The 21,010-nt window shown below is 31.7% G+C and carries 19 protein-coding genes, 2 tRNA genes and 1 pseudogene; 14 read left to right on the forward strand and 8 right to left on the reverse strand.

Features of this window, described 5'->3' with window-relative positions; all coding sequences use genetic code 11:
* Window positions 1-58: 58 nt before the first annotated feature.
* Window positions 59-571, forward strand: a complete 513-nt coding sequence (locus tag ACKTTR_RS02435; RefSeq protein WP_408026363.1) for a GTP-binding protein — start codon at window positions 59-61, stop codon at window positions 569-571.
* Here ACKTTR_RS02435 and era read toward each other — a convergent pair.
* Window positions 568-1,458 (reverse strand): annotated as a pseudogene (era, locus tag ACKTTR_RS02440) (GTPase Era); the annotation flags it as partial. The gene ACKTTR_RS02435 and the pseudogene era overlap by 4 nt on opposite strands.
* Before the next feature lie 130 nt (window positions 1,459-1,588).
* Here era and ACKTTR_RS02445 point away from each other — a divergent pair.
* The 11 genes from ACKTTR_RS02445 (at window position 1,589) to ACKTTR_RS02495 (ending at window position 11,639) form a co-directional block, all read left to right on the forward strand.
* A tRNA-Met gene (locus ACKTTR_RS02445) sits at window positions 1,589-1,661 on the forward strand.
* A gap of 383 nt (window positions 1,662-2,044) precedes the next feature.
* A tRNA-Met gene (locus ACKTTR_RS02450) sits at window positions 2,045-2,117 on the forward strand.
* A gap of 143 nt (window positions 2,118-2,260) precedes the next feature.
* Window positions 2,261-2,707 carry a protein-disulfide reductase DsbD domain-containing protein gene (locus tag ACKTTR_RS02455; protein ID WP_408026364.1) on the forward strand — a complete coding sequence of 149 codons (447 nt, stop codon included), beginning with the start codon at window positions 2,261-2,263 and terminating at the stop codon, window positions 2,705-2,707.
* Window positions 2,708-2,725: 18 nt separating this feature from the next.
* On the forward strand, window positions 2,726-4,717 hold the full coding sequence (locus tag ACKTTR_RS02460) for a protein-disulfide reductase DsbD family protein (RefSeq protein ID WP_408026365.1): 1,992 nt from the start codon (window positions 2,726-2,728) through the stop codon (window positions 4,715-4,717).
* Window positions 4,718-5,261: 544 nt separating this feature from the next.
* The gene (locus ACKTTR_RS02465) at window positions 5,262-5,699 is read left to right on the forward strand and encodes a GNAT family N-acetyltransferase (protein WP_408026366.1); all 438 of its coding nucleotides are present in this window, start codon (window positions 5,262-5,264) and stop codon (window positions 5,697-5,699) included.
* A gap of 1 nt (window position 5,700) precedes the next feature.
* Window positions 5,701-6,564 carry a sigma-70 family RNA polymerase sigma factor gene (locus ACKTTR_RS02470; protein WP_330487649.1) on the forward strand — a complete coding sequence of 288 codons (864 nt, stop codon included), beginning with the start codon at window positions 5,701-5,703 and terminating at the stop codon, window positions 6,562-6,564.
* 56 nt (window positions 6,565-6,620) lie between these two features.
* Window positions 6,621-6,815: a 30S ribosomal protein S21 gene (gene rpsU, locus ACKTTR_RS02475; RefSeq protein WP_099215800.1), complete on the forward strand. Its 195-nt coding sequence runs from the start codon at window positions 6,621-6,623 to the stop codon at window positions 6,813-6,815.
* 78 nt (window positions 6,816-6,893) lie between these two features.
* Window positions 6,894-8,252 (forward strand): sodium:solute symporter family protein, encoded by a 1,359-nt coding sequence (locus ACKTTR_RS02480; protein ID WP_408026367.1) that lies wholly within the window; start codon window positions 6,894-6,896, stop codon window positions 8,250-8,252.
* Window positions 8,240-9,373: an amidohydrolase gene (locus tag ACKTTR_RS02485; RefSeq protein ID WP_408026368.1), complete on the forward strand. Its 1,134-nt coding sequence runs from the start codon at window positions 8,240-8,242 to the stop codon at window positions 9,371-9,373. Before ACKTTR_RS02480 ends, ACKTTR_RS02485 begins: the two co-directional genes overlap by 13 nt.
* A gap of 2 nt (window positions 9,374-9,375) precedes the next feature.
* Window positions 9,376-10,530, forward strand: a complete 1,155-nt coding sequence (gene alr / locus ACKTTR_RS02490; protein WP_408026369.1) for an alanine racemase — start codon at window positions 9,376-9,378, stop codon at window positions 10,528-10,530.
* 2 nt (window positions 10,531-10,532) lie between these two features.
* A complete protein-coding gene (locus tag ACKTTR_RS02495) occupies window positions 10,533-11,639 on the forward strand; it encodes an alanine racemase (protein WP_408026370.1) in 1,107 nt (368 codons plus the stop codon).
* Window positions 11,640-11,710: 71 nt separating this feature from the next.
* Here the strand turns inward: ACKTTR_RS02495 and ACKTTR_RS02500 are convergent, their stop codons facing one another.
* The 4 genes from ACKTTR_RS02500 to ACKTTR_RS02515 form a co-directional block, all read right to left on the reverse strand.
* Window positions 11,711-12,958, reverse strand: a complete 1,248-nt coding sequence (locus ACKTTR_RS02500) for an NAD(P)/FAD-dependent oxidoreductase (RefSeq protein ID WP_408026371.1) — start codon at window positions 12,956-12,958, stop codon at window positions 11,711-11,713.
* A 49-nt stretch (window positions 12,959-13,007) separates the two neighbouring features.
* On the reverse strand, window positions 13,008-14,015 hold the full coding sequence (locus ACKTTR_RS02505; RefSeq protein ID WP_408026372.1) for a 4-hydroxyproline epimerase: 1,008 nt from the start codon (window positions 14,013-14,015) through the stop codon (window positions 13,008-13,010).
* Between the two features lie 156 nt (window positions 14,016-14,171).
* Entirely contained in the window at window positions 14,172-15,758 is a 1,587-nt protein-coding gene (locus ACKTTR_RS02510; RefSeq protein WP_408026373.1) for an aldehyde dehydrogenase (NADP(+)), read from the reverse strand.
* A 32-nt stretch (window positions 15,759-15,790) separates the two neighbouring features.
* Window positions 15,791-16,711 carry a dihydrodipicolinate synthase family protein gene (locus tag ACKTTR_RS02515; protein ID WP_408026374.1) on the reverse strand — a complete coding sequence of 307 codons (921 nt, stop codon included), beginning with the start codon at window positions 16,709-16,711 and terminating at the stop codon, window positions 15,791-15,793.
* 156 nt (window positions 16,712-16,867) lie between these two features.
* Between ACKTTR_RS02515 and ACKTTR_RS02520 the strand changes: the two genes are divergently transcribed.
* Window positions 16,868-17,710, forward strand: coding sequence for an AraC family transcriptional regulator (locus tag ACKTTR_RS02520; RefSeq protein WP_408026375.1), 843 nt, complete (start codon window positions 16,868-16,870; stop codon window positions 17,708-17,710).
* Window positions 17,711-17,816: 106 nt separating this feature from the next.
* The gene (locus ACKTTR_RS02525) at window positions 17,817-18,797 is read left to right on the forward strand and encodes a PorP/SprF family type IX secretion system membrane protein (protein ID WP_408026376.1); all 981 of its coding nucleotides are present in this window, start codon (window positions 17,817-17,819) and stop codon (window positions 18,795-18,797) included.
* On the opposite strand, the gene murI is transcribed toward ACKTTR_RS02525, so the two are convergent.
* The 3 genes from murI to ACKTTR_RS02540 form a co-directional block, all read right to left on the reverse strand.
* Window positions 18,794-19,588, reverse strand: a complete 795-nt coding sequence (murI, locus tag ACKTTR_RS02530) for a glutamate racemase (RefSeq protein WP_408026377.1) — start codon at window positions 19,586-19,588, stop codon at window positions 18,794-18,796. The two genes, ACKTTR_RS02525 and murI, sit on opposite strands and share 4 nt — an antisense overlap.
* A gap of 69 nt (window positions 19,589-19,657) precedes the next feature.
* The gene (locus tag ACKTTR_RS02535) at window positions 19,658-20,167 is read right to left on the reverse strand and encodes an OmpH family outer membrane protein (RefSeq protein WP_408026378.1); all 510 of its coding nucleotides are present in this window, start codon (window positions 20,165-20,167) and stop codon (window positions 19,658-19,660) included.
* 37 nt (window positions 20,168-20,204) lie between these two features.
* A complete protein-coding gene (locus ACKTTR_RS02540; protein ID WP_408026379.1) occupies window positions 20,205-21,008 on the reverse strand; it encodes an OmpH family outer membrane protein in 804 nt (267 codons plus the stop codon).
* Window positions 21,009-21,010 lie beyond the last annotated feature (2 nt).

A 21,010-nucleotide genomic window follows, 5' to 3' on the forward strand; every position in this document is an offset into this window, starting at 1 on the left:
ATGTTTTTTAGATAGTATATAGTTTTTGCTATATTGTTGGCACCTAATATTTTATTTAATGGATGATAAATTATACAACCAGATTTTTTTAAAACCTCGTTTTCAATTAGAGTATGAAATAAATTCTCAGGTTTTGTTAGAAGAAATAAAGAAGCATTTAAATGACGTTTCTAAATATAAAATGAAAGTTGTAGATAATCATGTGGTAATTGATGTACCAGAAAATGAATCTCATTTATGGTCACCGCAGTTGCATATTGAAATAGAGGAAGTTTCAGAGACTTCATCAAATATAAAAGGATTGTTTGGTCCCAAACCTCAAGTGTGGACTTTTTTCATGTTTTTACACTTTTTGGTGGGTACAGCTTTTGTGATTTTTGCTATTATAGCTTATAGCAATTGGTCTCTAAAAAAGATAACAATGTTACCTATAGTAATGCTGGTTGTTTTACCCATTGTATGGGTTGCTTTATACTTAGTAGGAAGTCTGGGGAAATCAACAGGAAAAAAACAAATGGATGAATTGAAAGAGTATACCAAACAGTTGTTACGAACAATAAAAAGAGGTTAGTCTTTGTATCCAAATCGTTTTAATTGACGTTCATTAGAACGCCAGTTTTTATTGATTTTTACATATAAATCTAAAAAAACCTTTTTGTCAAAAAACTGCTGAAGGTCCTTACGAGCTTCGGTTCCAACACGTTTAATGGCGCTTCCTTTATGACCAATGATAATTCCTTTTTGTGTTTCACGTTCTACCATGATAACAGAACGGATTTTTATAATATTATCTTCTTCAACAAAACTTTCAGTTTCAACTTCTACAGAATAAGGAATCTCCTTTTTGTAGTGTTGAAGAATTTTTTCACGAATTTTTTCATTCACAAAAAAACGTTCAGGTTTGTCAGTTAACTGATCTTTTGGATAAAAAGGAGGTGAATCTGGTAAAAGCTCAATAATTTTATAAAAAACGGTATCTACATTAAAGTTTTCAAGAGCAGAAATTACATATACAAATGAGTTTGGAACTTTCTTTTTCCAATATTCAATTTTGGCTTCAACTTCTTCTTGAGTCGATTTGTCAACTTTGTTTAATAATAAAATAACAGGAATTTTACTGTGGATGATTTTATTGAAAAAAGCTTCATTCTTTAAGGCGGTTTCACCAACCTCTACCATGTAAATAAGTACATCAGCATCTTCAAAAGCAGATTTTACAAAATCCATCATAGACTCTTGCAATTCATAAGCAGGTTTAATGATTCCTGGAGTATCAGAAAAAATAATTTGATAATCGTCTCCATTTACAATACCTAAAATACGGTGTCTAGTAGTTTGTGCTTTTGAGGTAATAATAGATAGCTTTTCACCAACTAGTGCATTCATCAAGGTAGATTTCCCAACATTTGGGTTTCCAATAATATTTACAAATCCTGCTTTATGTGTCATAGTGCAAAGATAGGTTGTTTTATGTAAGAAGTATTTATTTTTATGTACTTGTTATTTAGGGGAATATATTTATATGAAAAATAAATACTTTTTTATTTGGGTAGATCCAGAAAAAGAATGTATATTTGCAACCGCAAATCGCGGGATAGAGCAGTAGGTAGCTCGTCGGGCTCATAACCCGAAGGTCACTGGTTCGAGTCCAGTTCCCGCTACTAAGCAAAGGCTTTCAATTTAATTGAAAGCCTTTTTTTTGTGATTAAAAATCCGTGTAGGTATGTTTTAATGCTTAAACACAATTCTTATGAATTTTATTTTAAGTCTTAGAAATCCTAAATCCATCTCTATTTGCTCCTGTTTGATTATATTTTACTGAATTGTATTGATAATAGCATTGATTTTTTCTTCTGTGATTTGAGCATAATCTAGTAATAACTATCATTTATTATATTTTATTAGGCGAAATATTTTTTGAGGCAATGTTGATATTTCTGTTTAGTTTGTTAGGATGTAGTTCCACCTTTAGAATCAAAGTAAGGATTATTAGCTTTTTATTTGGATAGTACAAAGAAAAAGGTGTATATTTGCAACCGCAAATCGCGGGATAGAGCAGTAGGTAGCTCGTCGGGCTCATAACCCGAAGGTCACTGGTTCGAGTCCAGTTCCCGCTACTAAGCAAAGGCTTTCAATTTAATTGAAAGCCTTTTTTGTTTTGTGTCTACTTGTTAATGTTAAACTTTTTTTAATCTTTTGTGTTTTAGCTAATAAAGGCATTACATTTACAGATTGAAGATAATGCAACTAAATAAAAACAATGAGAAAATTATTTTTAATCCTATTACTGGTTACTGTTAGCGCTTCATTTGCTCAAGTTCATGACCCAGTAAAATGGAGTACTTCTGTAAAAAAGATATCCGATAAAGAAGCTGAGTTAGTAGCAACTGCAACAATTCAAAAAGATTGGCACTTGTATTCTCAAGAGATCCCACAAGGAGGGCCAATTCCAACCTTATTTACTTTTGAAGGAGATACTAAATACTTGAAAAAAGGAAATACTAAAGAAGAAGCAGGACATGTAGTGGACGATCCAATCTTTGAAATGAAAATTAAATATTTCGATACTAAAGCTACTTTTACACAGAGAATCCGTTTAAAAACTACAGAGAAGTTTACTGTTAAAGGAGCGGTAGAGTATATGGTGTGTACAGGAATGAACTGTTTACCTCCAAAAGAAGTAGAACTAATTTTTAATGTAAATTAATCCTTTTCCCCAAATACGATGAAAAAAATACTAGCATTTTTGCTTTGTTTTACTGTTGGGTTTTCGGCAATGAGCCAAATTCACAATCCAATAGAATGGAAAACGAGTGTAGAGAAAATTTCTGAAACAACGTATAACTTAGTAAGTACCGCGACAATTCAAGGAAGTTGGCATTTGTATGCACAGGAAGTTCCGAGTGGAGGACCTATTCCAACAACTTTTACTTATGATGATGATGGAGGAAAAATTAAAATTGTAGGAAATACTACAGAGCCAGAGGGAGAAATTAAGTTTACAACACTTTTTGGTGATGAAGGAATGAATATTAAATCTTTTGCACACAAAGCAGTTTTTAAACAAGAAGTAGAACTGATTGATGCTAGTTTAACCCAAATAAATGCTTTTGTAGAGTTTATTGCTTGTACTGATGAGATGTGCTTGCCTCCAAAAGAGGTAGATTTAGTGTTTGATTTAACAAAAGCTACAGCAGTTAAAGCTTCTGCAGATAAAGTAAAAGAAACAACAGATAAAGTTGCATCAAAAGAAAGTAAAAAAGAGGAAAAGAAAGGTTTATGGGCTATTTTCTTTATAGCTTTTTTATCAGGGTTTGCAGCATTGTTAACTCCATGTGTATTTCCTATGATACCGATGACGGTAAGCTTTTTTACCAAACAAAGTAAAAGTAAATCACAAGGAATAAGGAATGCTATTATTTATGGATTATGTATTGTTGTAATCTATGTGCTATTAGGGTCTGGAGTATCTTTTATTTTCGGAGCCGATGCCTTAAACGCGTTATCAACTAATGTATGGTTTAATTTAATTTTCTTTTTAGTCTTGGTAATTTTTGCAGTGTCTTTCTTGGGTGCTTTTGAAATTACATTGCCAAGTTCGTGGGCAACTAAGGTAGATTCTCAAGCTGATAGAGGAGGTTTAATTGGAATCTTTTTTATGGCATTAGCCTTAGCAATTGTGTCTTTTTCTTGTACAGGACCAATTGTTGGAACATTGTTAGTAGAAGCTGCTTCTAAAGGAGGAATAGCACCTATTGTTGGAATGTTAGGGTTCTCTTCAGCTATTGCACTACCATTTGCATTGTTTGCAGCTTTCCCAGGATGGTTAAATTCATTGCCAAAATCAGGAGGATGGTTAAACACGGTAAAAGTAGTATTAGGGTTCTTAGAATTAGCCTTAGCATTTAAGTTCTTATCAAATGCCGATTTGGTATTGCAATTACACTTATTAGAAAGAGAAGTATTTATTGCAATTTGGATTGCTATTTTTGGAGCCTTAGCTTTTTATCTTTTCGGGAAAATACAATTACCACACGATAGTCCAATTAGTCATATATCAGTAGGAAGATTAAGTTTAGGATTGATAGTATTATCTTTTACTATCTATATGATTCCTGGATTATGGGGTGCACCGTTGAATTTAATCAGTGCATTTCCACCGCCACAACATTATAGTGAGTCACCTTATGGAGTAGGATTTACAAAACAAGCAGTAGTAAGTTCAGGTAATCAAGAAAATGGACATGAGAGTTTACCAGAAGGAGCGCATTTAATGCCACCGCATGATATTATGTCGTTTCATGATTATGATAAAGGACTAGCCTATGCTAAAAAAGTAGGAAAGCCAGTAATGTTAGATTTTACAGGGCATGCTTGTGTAAATTGTAGAAAAATGGAACAGAACGTTTGGGTAAAACCAAAGGTTTTAGACGTGTTGAAAAACAAAGTAGTCTTAATTTCTTTATATGTAGATGATAAAAGACCGTTAGAAGAAGATGAGGTGGTAGAATCAAAGTTAAACCCAGGAAAGAAATTAAAATATATTGGTCAAAAATGGAGTGAAATGCAAACCATTAAGTATAAAGCAAACTCACAGCCATTTTATGTATTAATGAATCATGATGAATCAAATATAATTGATCCTATAGCATACACACCAGATGTAGATGAATACTATAACTGGCTTGAAAACGGGATTACTAATTTTAAAAAGTAATTAAAAATTAGGTTATAATTAAAAAGCACTTCAGAACAATCTGAGGTGCTTTTTTATTAAGTTACGTTATGTTAAAAATCTACAAAGCATTGTAAGAGGTTCTTTTACAGTAGCTATTTTGAAATTATCTATAAAATTCGTACCTTTGTACGATATGGTAGATACTACACACGAGAAAAAAAATCAACGAGTTTTTACATTCAACTACCTTGTGTTCCGTAATCAATCGGACAAGTTTATCCCACCAGGGCTCTAAATTAAGTTTACAATAACTCCTCCTTTTGTGAGAAGTTTCTCTAATATATTTAAAAACACTTTGTAGAACTATTTACCAGTTAAAAAATAGATTTATAAAATGTTTTTTTTGACCTTACGAGTATCCGTTTACAGATAATCGTACACTTTTCTAAAAAGTATTCCGCATTAAAAGACAAATACCAAAATAAATAGGTTTTGTATTTACTGCTATTTAAGTTTCAATAGAAAAAGAACTAAAGGAACTTATAATTATTACATACCTATTCTTTTTTATAAAAATAAAATTATGACAATAAAAACTTACGATGCATTTAATCGTATAACCCCTTTAGAAATAGAAAGAGTAACTAACTTTTTATACAAACACCTTGAAAAATATGGAGATGAAAAATCAGCAATTCGTAAAGCAATAGACTATGCAGCAAAAGAGCGAACAGGATTAGGTGGGTATGTTTTTACGATAGAAGATAAAGGTGAAATTGTAGGAGCAGTGGTAATAAATAAAACTGGAATGGATGAGTATATCCCAGAAAACATTTTAGTGTACATAGCCACTCATAATGAATATAGAGGAAAAGGAGTTGGAAGAAAAATAATGACACATGCTATTGAAAACTGTAAAGGAGATATTGCTTTACATGTAGAAAAAGACAATCCAGCTAAGTTTTTATACGAAAAGCTAGGATTTACCACTCCGTATTTAGAAATGAGACTAAAGAGATAATATGAGACAGTTAAAAATAACAAAACAAGTTACCAATAGAGAATCAAAATCTATTGAGAAGTACTTACAAGAAATAGGTAAGATTGATTTGATTACTGCAGATGAAGAGGTTGAGTTAGCTCAAAAAATCAAAGCAGGTGACCAAAGAGCACTAGAAACTTTGGTAAATGCTAACTTACGTTTTGTAGTGTCGGTAGCAAAACAATATCAAAATCAAGGGTTAAGGCTTTCTGACTTAATTAATGAAGGAAATATAGGTTTGGTTAAGGCAGCAAGACGTTTTGATGAAACACGTGGATTTAAGTTTATATCGTATGCAGTTTGGTGGATACGTCAGTCTATTTTACAGGCTTTAGCAGAACAATCTCGTGTGGTTCGTTTACCGTTGAATAAAATAGGAAGCATTAGTAAAATTAATAAGGCAGTATCTAAGCTTGAACAAAGTAATGAGCGCATGCCAACTCCAGAAGAAATTGCTAAAGTTTTAGATATGACGGTTTCAGACGTAAAACAGTCAATGAAAAATTCAGGGAGGCATATTTCTATGGATGCACCTCTAAAAGAAGGAGAAACATCAAATTTATACGATGTTATGAAAGCTTCTGAAGCTCCTAAACCAGATAAAGACTTAATGCAAGAATCTTTACAGTTGGAAATTAGTAGAAGTTTAGAAACACTATCTCCTAGAGAATCCGATATCATAAAGCTATTTTATGGTTTAGAAAATTACCGACCTATGAGTTTAACTGAAATAGGAGAAACTTTTGATTTAACAAGAGAACGTGTTCGTCAAATTAAAGAGAAAGGAATTAGAAGGTTAAAACAAAGATCGAGAACCAAAGTATTACAAACTTATTTAGGTTAGTTTCGACTTTGTTCAATTGATTGAAAGTAGAAATAATAATTTAAAAAGATATAAATATGTTAATAATACAAGTAAAAGAAGGTGAAAACATCGATAGGGCGATTAAACGCTACAGAAGAAAATATAGGAATACAAAAGTATTACAAGAAATAAGAGAAAGAAAAGAATACACAAAACCATCTGTAAGCAGAAGGGAGCAATTAAAAAAGGCTCAGTACAAAGAGCAGTTTTTATTAGAGCAGGAAAAATAAGATATGGATATACATTTTATTGATCTATTAATATTTGTGATATATCTGGTTTTTATGCTTGGAGTAGGGGTTTACTTCATGAATAAAAACAAATCAAAAGACGATTACTATGTAGGAGGAAGAAACATGTCAGCAGGTCATATAGGACTATCTGTTGTTGCAACGGATGTTGGAGGAGGTTTTTCTATTGGCTTAGGAGGTCTTGGTTTTTTAATGGGACTCTCCGGTAGCTGGATGCTTTTTACAGGATTATTAGGTGCTTGGATAAGCGCCGTTTTTTTAATCCCAAAAGTATATCCCATAGCTAAAAAACATCATTTTTTAACGTTTCCAGAGTCATTAGCTTTTCACTACAATACAAAAGTAGCTCTAATGGCAGGAATTATTTCGTTAATAGGTTACATTGGTTTTACAAGTTCACAAATTTTAGCAGGAGCAAAACTAGCATCAGCTACATTCCCGTCAATATCTATAACAAATGCAGTTTTAATTATGGGAGTCATTGCAGTGGTGTATACAGTTATTGGAGGAATAAAAGCTGTGATTTATACAGATACCATTCAGTGGATAATTCTAATGGTAGGTTTAATAGGTATTGGAATTCCTATTGGCTATATGGAAGTCGGAGGATGGAATGGAATTAAAGAAATTTTACCAGCCAGCTTTTTGTCACTAACAAACGTTTCGTTTATTGATATGTTTAACTGGATAATTACTATAGTACCTATTTGGTTTGTTGGAATGACTTTATACCAACGAATTTATGCATGTAAAGATGAAAAAACAGCAAAAAAAGCATGGAAAATAGCGGGGTTTTTTGAATATCCAATAATGGCATTTATGGGAGTTGCTTTAGGATTATTTTCAAGAGTAGCTTACGAACAAGGAATGTTTGCAAGTATAGGATATGCTCCTGGGGTAGAATTAGATGCAGAATTAGGTCTTCCATTGTTATTAAGAAGTATTTTACCAGTAGGTTTAATGGGATTAATGATGTCGGCTTATTTTTCGGCAATCATGTCTACAGCAGACAGTTGTTTAATGGCAGCTTCAGGGAATTTAACAACGGATATTTTTGGGTATTTCAAGAAGAGTATCAGTATAAAAAACTCACAATTTATAACCTTTTTAATAGGAGGTTTAGCGATTGTATTGGCAACAAAAATGCAAAATGTATTAGAGTTAATGTTGTATTCGTATGCTTTTATGGTATCAGGTTTGTTAGTTCCTGTTTTAGGAACATTATTACTAAAAAAGCCATCACCAATTGCCGCTTTTTACGCTATGATTTCAGGAGGACTTACCACTTTACTATTAATTATTTTAGAGGTAAAACTACCTTTTGGTTTAGATGCAAATTTCTTTGGAATTACATTATCTGCTATCGTATTTTCAATAATTCAGTTAACCAATAACCAAAAAACATGGAAAGCCTAAAGAATACTTTAGAGAAGGTAAGAAAAGAATTACATAAGTTTCCTGAAGTTTCTGAAGAAGAATACGAAACTAAGAAAAGAATACAAACTTTTTTAGAGGAACACACATCTTGTAAAGTGTTACCAGTAGCCAAAACAGGGTTACTAGCAATATTTAACGGAAATGAAGAGGGAAAAACAGTTATGCTAAGAGCTGATATTGATGCGTTGCCCATTCAAGAAGTCAATACTTTTGAACATAAGTCTGTAAATGAAGGGGTCTCGCATAAATGTGGACATGATGGGCATACAACAATTTTACTTGGAGTAGCAAAACTACTTACAGAAAATCCTTTGCCAAAAGGAAAAGTGTTGTTGCTCTTTCAACCTTCAGAAGAAAATGGAAGAGGAGCACAGTCAGTTTTAGAAGATTTATGTTTTAAACAATTAAATATAGATTATGTTTTTGCGTTGCACAATTTACCTGGTTTTACTAAACGAGAAATAGTTGTAAAAGAAAATGAGTTTACCAGCAATGTAAAAAGTGTTGTAATTACTTTAGAAGGAAAAACAGCACATGCAGCAGAACCAGAAAAAGGGTACAATCCAGCTAACGCAATTGCTGAAATTCTTCATTTTATAAAAACAGAAACTAAAAATACACCTGAAAATCCTGATTTTTACTTAGCTACACCTGTTTATATAACCATGGGAGAAAAAGCCTATGGAGTATCAGCTGGGTATGGAGAAGTACATCTTACATTAAGAAGTTGGAGTACACGTTTAATGAAAGAAAAACAGAATAACCTTGAAGAACTACTTCAAAAGCTTGAAGAAAAAGAAAAGTTAAGTATTAATACTTCTTGGTTTGAAGAATTTTACGCAAATAAAAATAACAAAGAAGCCGTTGTATATATAAAATCGGCAGCAAAAAAACTAAATTTATCAATTAATGAAATAAACACCCCGTTTAAATGGGGTGAAGACTTTGGATTGTTTACACAGCAATATAAAGGAGCTATGTTTGGGTTAGGAGCAGGAAAGAATACTCCAGCACTACATAATCCAGACTATGATTTCCCTGATGAAATAACAGTTACAGGAGCACAACTATTTTATAATATTTTAAAAGAAGTTCAATAATAATGACTCATACATCTTATTTAGAATTATCTGAATCAGCAATAAAAAATAATATCAATTTTATACGTGGAATAATAGGAGAAACTACTGTTTTTTCATCTGTAGTAAAAGGAAATGCTTACGGTCATGGAATTAAAACCTACTGTATGTTGGCGTATAAGTACGGTGTAAGGCACTTTAGTGTTTCTGATGCTAATGAGGCTTTTGATGTAAAAAAAACACTACCTTATGAAGATGTAACTATTATGATAATGGGAATGATTGAAAACAGTCAGTTACCATGGGCAATAGAAAATGGGGTAGAATTTTTTGTTTTTGAAGAAAACAGACTCCAAAAAGCGATAGAAGCAGCAAAAAAAGTAAAAAGAAGAGCGAAAATTCATTTAGAAATCGAAACGGGAATGAACAGAACAGGGTTTATTCCGAAAGAAGCAACAAAAGTTCTTAAATATATTGAGAAGCATAAAGAATTTGTTGATGTTAAAGGAATTTGTTCTCATTTGGCAGGAGCAGAAAGTATATCAAATTACAAGAGAATAACTGACCAAAAGAAAAAATTTAAAAATGTAACAAAGAGAATAAAAGAACTTGATTTGTTTAATCCAACTTACCACTTAGCAAGTTCAGCAGCTACAATTCGATATCCAACAACAAGGTTGGATTTGGTAAGAGTTGGGATTTTACAATTTGGTTTTTTTCCTACAAAAGAAATATTAGTTCACTATTTAACTAAAGAGAAAATTGTAGAAAATCCGCTAAAAAGAATCATATCTTGGAAAACAGAAGTTATGGATGTTAAAACGATAAAAGCAGGTCAGTTTATTGGCTATGGTACATCATACTTTACAAACCAAGAAACCAAAATAGCAATTATTCCTGTTGGGTATTCTTCAGGATATAGCCGTTCTCTTAGTAATAAAGGAAAAGTTTTAATTAGAGGACAAAGACATAAAATAATAGGAACTATCAATATGAATATGATGGCAGTAGATATAACACATGCTGATACTATTGAAAAAGGAGATGAAGTTGTATTAATAGGAAGTCAAGGTGATGTTGAAATAACAGTTTCATCATTTAACGATTCGATACAAATCATTAATTATGAATTATTAACACGACTTCCTGAGAATTTACCAAGAATAATAACAAAATAATTATGGCAGAATTAATTATATATTCTGAAAGAATAAAAGATAACATAAAGAAATTAAGTGACTTTTTTGAAGAAAATCATATTGAATGGAGCTTGGTGACAAAAGTTTTCTCAGGAGATAAAACATTCTTAAAAGCAATTTTAACTTCTGACGTAACAGAAAAAATAAATTCAATTGGTGACTCTAGGTTAACAAGTTTAAGAAACTTAAGAGAGGTGAATCCAGATTTACGTACCATATATATAAAACCACCAGCAAATATTTATGCAGATGATGTGGTAGAGTACGCAGATATTTCTTTAAACAGTTCTTTATCTACTATAGAGTCGCTTAATGAAGCAGCAAAGAAGAAAAATAAAATCCATAAAATTATTATTATGATTGAAATGGGTGAATTAAGAGAAGGAGTAAAAAGAGATGACATTTTAGGGTTTTATGAAAAAGTATTTAACTTATCTAATATCGAAGTAATAGGTATAGGTTCAAATTTAGGATGCATGTATGGAGTGGAACCTACATATGATAAGCTATTACAATTATCGTTATATAAAGAGCTTATATCGGCAAAATTCAATAAAGATTTAAAGTACGTTTCTGGAGGAACATCAATTACATTACCATTGGTAGAAAATAAAGTTGTTCCAAAAGACATTAATCATTTTAGAATTGGAGAAGCTGCATTTTTTGGAGTAAGTCCGTTAGAAAATAAGCGATTTAAAGATTTGCATACAGAAACATTTGAGTTTTATGCAAATGTGATAGAGTTAGAAAAGAAAAAAATAGTGCCTGATGGTATTATTAGTGAAGCAAGTATTGGACACACTTCAGAATATGACGAAAATGATGTACAAGAAACATCTTACAAAGCTATTTTAGATTTTGGTTTATTAGATGTTGATAAAGATGATATAGAAGTAGAAGATAAGGATATTTCTTTTGTAGGAATTACTTCAGATATGTTAGTGATTGATGTAGGTCTGAATAAAAATGAATCAGGAAAAACAAAATATAAAGTAGGCGATAAAGTAAAATTTAAACTTAGTTATATGGGAGTTGCTAGACTCTTGATTTCGAAATTTATAGATAAAGTCTACGTAAAAGATATTTAAAAGTCTGTTTTTTTATTGTTTGTTTTAAATAAAACTCAAGAGCTATTGTTTTAGCTTCTTGAGTTTTTAGTTTAGTTAAAACGCTCAACATTAAATGGAGTGATATCTAAACTTGTTTTTTTAATATCAATAATCTCAGAAACTAATTTACCCGTAGCAGGACCTAAACTCCATCCCATCATAGCATGTCCAGTTGCTACAGTTACATTTTTAACCTTTGATAGTCTGCCTATGTAAGGTAAACCGTCAGGAGAACAAGGTCGTAAGCCAGTTTCAACATTGTTTATTTCTTCTTGATTGATGTTTAAATTGTTATAGTAACTTTTACTAGCATCAACTATGGCATGTACTCTTTTTTTATTGACTTTATTATTGATACCAGCAATTTCCATCATGCCTCCAAAACGTGTAAATCCATTCATAGGAGTTACTGCAACTTTAGCTTCAGTTAAAATAGCAGGGATTGTAATATTGGTCTTACTTTTTACATTAATTCGGTATCCTTTACCTGCTTGAACAGGAATATTAATCCCAAGTTTTTTAGCTAGTTTTTGTGTCCAAGACCCTGTGGTTAAAATAAACTCATCTGCAACAATAGTATTGTTTTCTGTTCTGATAGACATTACTTTACCATTAGAAATATGAAAGTCTAAAACTTCTTGATTAGACAAAAAAGTAACGTCATTTTGTTCTAAATATAGTTTCATTTGTTTCATATACTCATTTGGAGTCATGTGAGCATCAGAATGGTAATATACAGCCCCTTTAATATTCAATTGAATATTAGGCTCTAACTTCTGAGTTTCTTCTTTAGTCAAAAGCTCAACTTTTAGTCCTTCCTTAATACCAAGTTTTCCAACATTCCATTCCTCTTCACCCATTTTATCAGTTTTATAATACATCATCAATCCTTTATGCTGATAATGAAAGTCAAAATCTTTTGAAGCCTTTATTTCTTCGTATAATTCTCGACTGAATAAATTAATGTCTTTGATAACAGGAATAGAAGTTGCAACTTTTTTACGAGTTGCTGATTTTTTAAAAAACCAAGCCCATTGTAAAAAGTCGAAATCTAGACGAGGTTTTATAGATAATGGACTGGTAGAACTGAGCATCCACTTAAGTCCTTTTGTAATCATTCCCGGAGCAGCCAAAGAAACGATATGGCTGGGAGTAATGATTCCTGCATTAACAAACGAAGCTCCCGATGAAAAATTAGATTTTTCGATTATGGTTACTTTGTGGCCTTCTTTTTGAAGGTAGTATGCGGTAGATAAACCTATAATACCGCCACCGATGATAATAATATCTTTATTCATAAAAATTCTTGACTATGCTCGAGATGACATATTGTAACGTATAAAAATATTAAATAACTTGAAAACCATGAGCATAAGGATCATCTTCATCATCAATAATAATGGTGTTGTATCCGTATATTTTAGCCCACCCTTGAATACTAGGAATAATAGCTGGTTTACCATTTAAAGTAGTTTCTTTTTCTACTCTACCAATAAATTTACTTCCAATAAAACTTTCATGAATAAATTCTTCTCCAAGTTGCAACTTTCCTTTGGCATATAGTTGAGCTAAACGAGCAGAGGTTCCTGTGCCACACGGACTTCTGTCAATCGCTTTGTCACCATAAAAAACAGCATTCCTTCCTGATGAGGTTGGGTCAATTGGATTTCCTGTCCATAACATATGAGTTACATCTCTGATTGTATCATTCTCTGGATGGATAAACATATTAGGATATTTTTCATTAATACGGTCTCTAATAACTTGAGAGTATTGAATAATTTTAGAAGCAGTAAAATCATGAACTCCTGAAAAGTTTTTTTGAGGATCTACAATTGCGTAATAATTTCCTCCATAGGCAACATCAAAAGTAATTTCTCCTAATTCAGGACAATCTATTATTAGTCCTTCAGCTGCTAAATAGCTTTTTACATTAGTTAGTCGAACCCAATTTACCTTTTTACCGGTTTGTTGATATTCAATTTCAACTAAACCAGCAGGGGCCTCCATTTTAATTTTTCCTGGAACTTTAGGGGTAACTAGACCTTCTTCAATTGCTATAGTGATTGTTCCAATTGTTCCATGACCACACATTGGTAAACATCCAGAAGTTTCAATAAATAAAATAGCAAAATCATTTTCTGGGTTGTGAGGAGGAAATAAGATTGAGCCACTCATCATATCATGACCGCGAGGTTCAAACATTAAACCTTTACGAATCCAATCATATTCTTTAAGGAAGTGTTGACGTTTTTCGCTCATGTTGTTACCTATTAAATTAGGACCTCCACCAGCAACCACTCTAACAGGGTTTCCACAAGTATGTGCGTCAACGCAAAAAAAAGTTTTTTTCATCTTAAAATTGAATCGCCAGCTTGTATTCTGTAGTAGAAAAAACCCTTCAAATTTTTCTATTTGGAAAGACGAAGCTGGCTTTGTTTCAATTTCTTTAGATGCTCCAAAAGTAAGGTTTTGTACTCAGAGATTTTCTAAAGAAATTATTAAATTTTGTTATACTATATCTTCTTTTGTTAGTTTACCGTTAACAGAACGTAAAATATGTAAAGGGTTTTCATTTTTTAGTTCATCAGGTAATATATTGTTTGGCCAATCTTGATAACTAAAAGGACGCACCCAACGTTTAATAGAGTGGACTCCTACAGCTGTGAATCGACTGTCTGTTGATGCAGGATAAGGGCCTCCATGAACCATTGACGGGCAAACTTCTACTCCAGTAGGAACACCGTTAAAAATAATTCTTCCAACCCTGTTTTGTAAAGCAGCAATTATAGTTGGATAGTTTGCTACTTCATTAGCATCAGAAATAAGAGTTCCAGTAAGTTGTCCTTCTAAATTTGAAATTATTTCTTCTAACTGTTTTTCGTCTTCACATTGAACTACCATAGAATATGGACCAAATACTTCTTGGTGTAAAGTTGGATTATCTAAAAATGTTTTCCCTTCAACTGTTGTGATTATTTGTGAAGCATAGTTAGGTTGTGTGTTTTCTTTGTAATTAGCAATTACAGCTAAGCCTTCTTGAGCAATAGCTTTAGTTTTGTTATTCTCATATGCTCCAACAATGTTAGGATGTAGCATACAAGTTGGATTGATTTCCACAATTTTTTTAGCTAAAGAGCTAATAAAACTATCCAAAGCATCACTTTTTATTCCTAAGATTAACCCAGGATTTGTACAAAATTGCCCCGTACCCAACGTAATAGAGTTAGCGTAAGTTGTCGCTAAGTTTTCCGCTCTATTTTGTAATGCTTTTGGAAGCATAATAACTGGGTTAATACTTCCCATTTCAGCAAACACAGGAATTGGCTCTTCACGTTTTGCAGCTAAATCTAACAGAGCTCTACCACCACGAATACTACCTGTAAAGCCAACAGCTTTTACTTTTGGGTGAGCGACTAATTGCTGTCCTACTTCAATACCACTAGAGTTTATGTTAGAAAAAACACCATTAGGCATTTCTGTTTTTTCTGCGGCTTTAATAATAGCCGAAGCTATAAGTTCACCTGTACCTGCATGCATTGGGTGTGACTTAACTATTACAGGACAACCAGCAGCTAATGCAGCTGCAGTATCTCCACCTGCTGTAGAATAGGCAAGAGGGAAATTACTTGCACCAAACACAACTACAGGCCCCAAGGGAATGTTCATTTTGCGTAAATCTGATTTAGGGCTTGGTTCTCTATCAGGAATAGCAGTATCAATAGTAGCCTCTACCCATGAGCCTTCTTCAACTAAATCAGCAAAAGAACGTAATTGAAATACAGTTCTTCCTCGCTCTCCTTTTGCACGTCCTTCTGGTAATCCTGATTCTGAACAATAAGTTTGTATCAATTCATTGTCTAAGGCTAAAATTTCATCAGCAATAGCATTTAAAAATTCAGCTTTTCTTTCGCCAGAAACAGTTCTATACTCTTTAAATGCTTTTGAAGCTAAATCGACCGCATTATTAATTTCTTTTTGAGTTGCTTCGGTAAAAATATGCTCATTTTCCTGATTTGATTCAGGGTTAAATGTTTTATACGTTTTATTCCCTGATGCAACTAATTGACTTCCTATGTAGTTCTTTCCTGTAATCATATTAGATAAATTAATGAATAAATGATGAAGATTTAAATAGCTAACGATTTATAATCAGGTAATGTTGGTCTGTTTTTTAAACCTGTTTCTATTACGCTTAAAACGTGTTTACGCTCTTCACCAATTAAAGGTAGCCTTGGTGCTCGTACATTTTCAGTACCTATACCTGTAGCTACTTCTGCTAGTTTAATGTTTTGTACTAATTTAGGGTTTATATCTAATTCTAACAACGGTAAAAACCAGCGATAAATTTCTAAAGCTTCTTGTATGCGTCCTGCTTTTTGTAATTCGTAAATAGCAACAGTTTCTTTAGGAAAAGCACAAACTAAACCAGCAATCCATCCATCAGCTCCCATTAATAGGCTTTCTAAAGCTAAAGTGTCAACACCTGTCATTATTTTTAAACGATTTCCAAAACGGTTTTTAATTCTTGTTACGTTAGAAATATCTCGGGTAGATTCTTTTACAGCTTCAATATTATCACATTTTAATAATTCTTCAAACATATCTAGTGTAACTTCAATTTTATAGTCAACAGGATTGTTATACACCATAATTGGAAGTGATGTGTTTTTTGCTACTGCTTTGAAATATTCAACAGTTTCTCTATCACCAGATTTATACCGCATAGGAGGGAGCATCATTAACCCCTTGGCTCCGTCTTCTTCAGCCTTTTGGGCGGCTTCAATAGCTCCTTTAGTTGTTTGTTCTGCTATGTTTATTAATACAGGAACATGGTTGTTAACTAACTGAACCGTAGTTCTTGTTAGTGTTCTTTTTTCATCATCAGATAATGTACTAGCTTCTCCTAAAGTACCACCTAATACTATTCCATGTACACCAGCATTAAGTTGTGCTTTTATGTTCACTTCAAACATCTTTAAGTCTAAAGTATCATCATTTGTAAACTTTGTAGTTACTGCTGGCATTACACCCTTCCAATTTATACTCATTGTAATATTGTTTTTTTATTGCAAAGTTATGTGTAAGATAAAGAGAGTTTTAACTTGAAATTATCTGATAGTGATACTATATTAACCTATATAATGTCTTTGTTGTATTATATTAATAGTATTTGCATATTTTTGAATAAGAATAGCAATTTATCAATGAAAGTTTTACCCTTTAAAATACCAAAAACTCAAAATATTGGATTAATATATCAAGAAGATAAAGAACAATATTTTTATGATAAATTTCATCAACATGAAGAAATACAGTTATGCATAATAGTTAGAGGTGAAGGTACATTAGTTGTTGGTGATACTATAAATAAATACTCATCAGGAGATGTTCTAGTAATAGGAAGTAATTTACCACATGTTTTTAAAAGTGATGCTTCTGTTATTAAAGAATCTTTTATGATTTCGCTTTTCTTTACAAAAGACTCATTTGGAAAGAATTTTTTCTTGCTGGATGATTTTAAAGAGTTGATTCCTTTTTTTGAAAAATCCACATCAGGGTTTAGACTGTTAGAAAATAGAGAACAAGTGATGGATATTTTATTGGAGCTACAGCAATCAAGTAATCTTAATCGTTTTATAGGTTTACTTCAGGTTTTGAAAATATTAGTTAATTCAAAGACAGCTGAATTAGCTAATTTTATTTATCCAAAGAAATATACAGATAATGAAGGAAAGAGGATGCGTAATGTTATGGATTTTACAATGAATAATTTTGATAAAAATATAGATTTGTACGAGATTGCAGAAAAAGCAAATATGACGCCTAATGCTTTCTGTAGATACTTTAAACAACGAACAAATAAAACATATTTTACTTTTTTAAACGAATTACGCATTGAAAATGCATGTAAGTTATTAGTTTCAGATAAAAGTCTTGCAATCAGCTCGATAGCATATAGGTGTGGTTTTAATAACTTATCTAACTTTAATAGGAAGTTTAAAGAAGTAAAAAATGTTAGTCCATCAATATTTAAGAAAAAAAATTAATTATAAAAGTATTATTTAAGTCTAAATCTCTCTTATTTTTAAAAATTAACATAAATTATAATATCTCTTAACTATATTTGGAGTTCTTTTACTATTTACAAAATTTATGGGGGGAAGAATTGCTACTATCACTTTTTTATTTTTATGTATAATCTATAGAGTTTCAGGACAAGAAACATTACCTATTTATGCAGATTATTTATCAGACAATGTATACTTATTACATCCTGCAGCTGCAGGTATAGGTGATTGCGGGAAAATAAGATTAACGGCACGCCAACAATGGCTGGGAGTAGATGATGCACCAGCATTGCAAACAGCTAGTTTCCATGCAAAATTAGGAGAGTATTCTAATACTGGATTAGGTGTAATTCTTTTTAATGATAAAAATGGGTATCATTCTCAAAAAGGCATTCAGGGAACCTATGCATACCATATTGACATGGGAAATGAAAATCTTTTTAATCAATTGTCTTTTGGATTGTCTTTTTCTGTAGTCCAAAATGAAAGAGATCAAAGAACTTTTGTAAATGATCCTACAGTAAGTCAGGTTATAGAAAGTGATTTTTATTTTAATGCTGATTTTGGAATGGCATACCATAAAAACGGGCTATCATCTTATTTTACTGTAAAAAACATTTTTTTGTCAGCAAAGAATAATTTAAATCCAGATTTTGAATCGTATAATCTTAGAAATTATATTTTAGGAGGAGGGTATTTCTTTGGAGATAAGAAAAAACTACAATTTGAACCTTCATTAATGTTTCAGTATAAAGAACAAACTGAAGAGAAGATAGCAGATATAAACTTTAAAGTATACAAAACTTTAAGTGCAGCTCAGTTATGGGCAGCATTATCTTATAGAAGAAGTTTCGGAGGAAATGTTTTTGGGGACTCTCAATATATAACCCCTATTGTAGGAGTTAACTACAAAAATTGGATGTTTGCTTACACATATACACAACAAACAGGAGATGTGGTATTTTCAAATGGAGGCTTTCATCAATTATCATTAGGGATAAATTTATTCTGCACTAAAAGAAGAGCAGCAGCGTGTCCTAATATCAATGGAAGTTTTACATATTAAAAATCAAGAAAGCTAATTTTACTGTTTTCATAGTTTTTAAGCATAACTTCTAAAACACTTTTATCTTTATTAATATAAAAAGTATTATTTGGTATCTCGTTACTTAGATTGAGTAGATTTTGTTGTGTTAAAATATTTTTAACTTGTTTAGCAACAGCTTCACCTGAATCTATAATTTTGACTTTTTTTCCAGTAATTTTTTGTATTTGGGGTAGTAAATATGGGTAATGTGTACAACCTAAAACAATATAATCACACTTTTTCTCTAACATGGGAGTTATGTACTTCTTTAATAAAAAGGTCATCTCATCAGAGTGAATTTTACCATTTTCTATTAGCTCAACCAAGCCTTCACCAACTTGTTCTATAATATTTATTTCATCATTTAAACTAGAAGTGGTTTTTTCAAATAAAGCACTATTTAAAGTGCCTTTTGTGGCAAGTATACCAATTGTACCTGTTTGGGTATTTAATGAAGCAGGTTTAATTGCAGGTTCTATACCAATAAAAGGAATTTTGTAATTACTTCTTAAATATTCAATAGCATTGGTAGTAGCTGTATTGCAAGCAACAACAATGATTTTAGCTCCATTTTCAATTAAAAATTTGGTGTTTTTAATTGACAAATCAATTATTTCTTTTGTTGATTTTTGACCGTAAGGGGCATTCTTACTATCTGATAGATAAATAGTATGTTCTTGTGGTAGGAGTTGGTGAATTTCTTTCCATATAGATGTGCCGCCAATACCAGAATCAAAAATACCAATAGGTTGTTGTGCAATAGTTTTCATACTCATAACAAAAATAAAAATCCTGCTGTTTAAACAGCAGGATTTTTATATAAATATATGTATTCTTTTTTAGAATCCTAATTTAGCTCTTACAGCATCGTAAATATCTTCTCCTTTGTCGTAAACGATTAAACCTTTACCTGGAGCAGCATCTAAAACATAGATAATTCCTTTTTCAGCAGCAACAGCTTTAATAGCGTCTTCAGCTCTCTTTAAAATAGGAATAGTTTTTTCTTGGTATTTCTTTTGCATTTCTTTACCAGCAGCTTGCTCAGCTTGACTAATTCTTAATCTTTCTTGTTGAACTTCAACAGCTCTTTTTTGGTTTACTTCTTGTGTTTGACTTTTACCTTCAGCTTCATATTTTTTCATTTTAGCTTCTAGTTTCTTATACATTGTTTCAATGTCGTCACGGTATGTTTTGTTTAGCTTCTCTAGCTCAGCTTTCATAGCTTTTGTAGCAGGCATTTCAGCTAATAATTTATCAGTGTTAATATGTGCAGTTTTTTGTGCATTCGCCACACCACCTAATCCAATCGTAAAAATTGCAACTAATAATAACGTTTTTAAATGTTTCATCTTTGTTTAATTTAATTAATGTTATTTTATTCTTGATTTATTTGTTCTCTTTTGTTTCTTCTTCTTTTTTCTTTCTAGCTTCTTCCTGAGCTTTTAATAAGGCTTTTCTCTTTTCTTGTAAAAGCTTTCTTTTGTTAGCTCTTTCTTCTAAACGTTGCTTTCTTTTTTCTTCAATTTGTTTAATTTTAGCAAGTCTATCAGCTTCTTTTTTCTTTTTTAATTCTTCTCTTTTAGCTATTTTTTCTTTTTGCTCATCACTTAAGTTGTCATTTTTAAGTAATGACTTTTTAGCTTCAATTTTATCCTTCTTAGCTTGCCTTCTTTGATCTATATTAATCATTTGAACAACAAGGTCGCTAATATCGTGTTTTTTGTTGGAATATAGCATAACTAAATCGCTAGATTTGTCAAAAACAAAGTCGTACTTTTTTCTAGATGCAATTGTTTGTACAGCGTTGTATACTTGGTCTTGTACAGGTTTTACTAGTTGCTTTCTTAAATTATACATATCACCGTTTGGACCAAAATATAAAGACTCTAATCTTCGTAAAGATTCTTGCTTAATACTGATGTCTTCTTCACGCTCTTCGATTAAATCTTTAGTTAAAATGGCTTTCTCATTAGTTAAATCAGTTTTTAAAACTTCAATAGCACGAGCCTCTTTGTCTAATCGAGCTTTCCATTTTTCAACTTTAGCATCTAAGGAGTTTTGAGCTTCTAAATATGCAGGGATACTTTGAAGTATGTACTCCATATCAATATAAGCGATACGTTGATTTTTTTGGGCAACGGTTATACTTGTTACAAGTAAAAGAACGATTGATAAAATATTTTTTTTCATCT

This window comes from Tenacibaculum litoreum (assembly GCF_964513915.1).
Taxonomy (GTDB): Bacteria; Bacteroidota; Bacteroidia; order Flavobacteriales; family Flavobacteriaceae; genus Polaribacter; species Polaribacter litoreum.

Excerpts from the sequence above, each read along its gene's own strand:
- ACKTTR_RS02480 (WP_408026367.1), top strand. The coding sequence starts at position 6,894 with ATGAATAAAAACAAATCAAAAGACGATTACTATGTAGGAGGAAGAAAC.
- ACKTTR_RS02525 (WP_408026376.1), top strand. The coding sequence starts at position 17,817 with ATGGGGGGAAGAATTGCTACTATCACTTTTTTATTTTTATGTATAATC.
- ACKTTR_RS02515 (WP_408026374.1), bottom strand. The coding sequence starts at position 16,711 with ATGAGTATAAATTGGAAGGGTGTAATGCCAGCAGTAACTACAAAGTTT.
- ACKTTR_RS02455 (WP_408026364.1), top strand. The coding sequence starts at position 2,261 with ATGAGAAAATTATTTTTAATCCTATTACTGGTTACTGTTAGCGCTTCA.
- rpsU (WP_099215800.1), top strand. The coding sequence starts at position 6,621 with ATGTTAATAATACAAGTAAAAGAAGGTGAAAACATCGATAGGGCGATT.
- ACKTTR_RS02510 (WP_408026373.1), bottom strand. The coding sequence starts at position 15,758 with ATGATTACAGGAAAGAACTACATAGGAAGTCAATTAGTTGCATCAGGG.
- ACKTTR_RS02505 (WP_408026372.1), bottom strand. The coding sequence starts at position 14,015 with ATGAAAAAAACTTTTTTTTGCGTTGACGCACATACTTGTGGAAACCCT.
- ACKTTR_RS02520 (WP_408026375.1), top strand. The coding sequence starts at position 16,868 with ATGAAAGTTTTACCCTTTAAAATACCAAAAACTCAAAATATTGGATTA.
- ACKTTR_RS02470 (WP_330487649.1), top strand. The coding sequence starts at position 5,701 with ATGAGACAGTTAAAAATAACAAAACAAGTTACCAATAGAGAATCAAAA.
- alr (WP_408026369.1), top strand. The coding sequence starts at position 9,376 with ATGACTCATACATCTTATTTAGAATTATCTGAATCAGCAATAAAAAAT.
- ACKTTR_RS02435 (WP_408026363.1), top strand. The coding sequence starts at position 59 with ATGGATGATAAATTATACAACCAGATTTTTTTAAAACCTCGTTTTCAA.
- ACKTTR_RS02485 (WP_408026368.1), top strand. The coding sequence starts at position 8,240 with ATGGAAAGCCTAAAGAATACTTTAGAGAAGGTAAGAAAAGAATTACAT.
- ACKTTR_RS02540 (WP_408026379.1), bottom strand. The coding sequence starts at position 21,008 with ATGAAAAAAAATATTTTATCAATCGTTCTTTTACTTGTAACAAGTATA.
- ACKTTR_RS02500 (WP_408026371.1), bottom strand. The coding sequence starts at position 12,958 with ATGAATAAAGATATTATTATCATCGGTGGCGGTATTATAGGTTTATCT.
- ACKTTR_RS02460 (WP_408026365.1), top strand. The coding sequence starts at position 2,726 with ATGAAAAAAATACTAGCATTTTTGCTTTGTTTTACTGTTGGGTTTTCG.
- murI (WP_408026377.1), bottom strand. The coding sequence starts at position 19,588 with ATGAAAACTATTGCACAACAACCTATTGGTATTTTTGATTCTGGTATT.
- ACKTTR_RS02465 (WP_408026366.1), top strand. The coding sequence starts at position 5,262 with ATGACAATAAAAACTTACGATGCATTTAATCGTATAACCCCTTTAGAA.
- ACKTTR_RS02535 (WP_408026378.1), bottom strand. The coding sequence starts at position 20,167 with ATGAAACATTTAAAAACGTTATTATTAGTTGCAATTTTTACGATTGGA.
- ACKTTR_RS02495 (WP_408026370.1), top strand. The coding sequence starts at position 10,533 with ATGGCAGAATTAATTATATATTCTGAAAGAATAAAAGATAACATAAAG.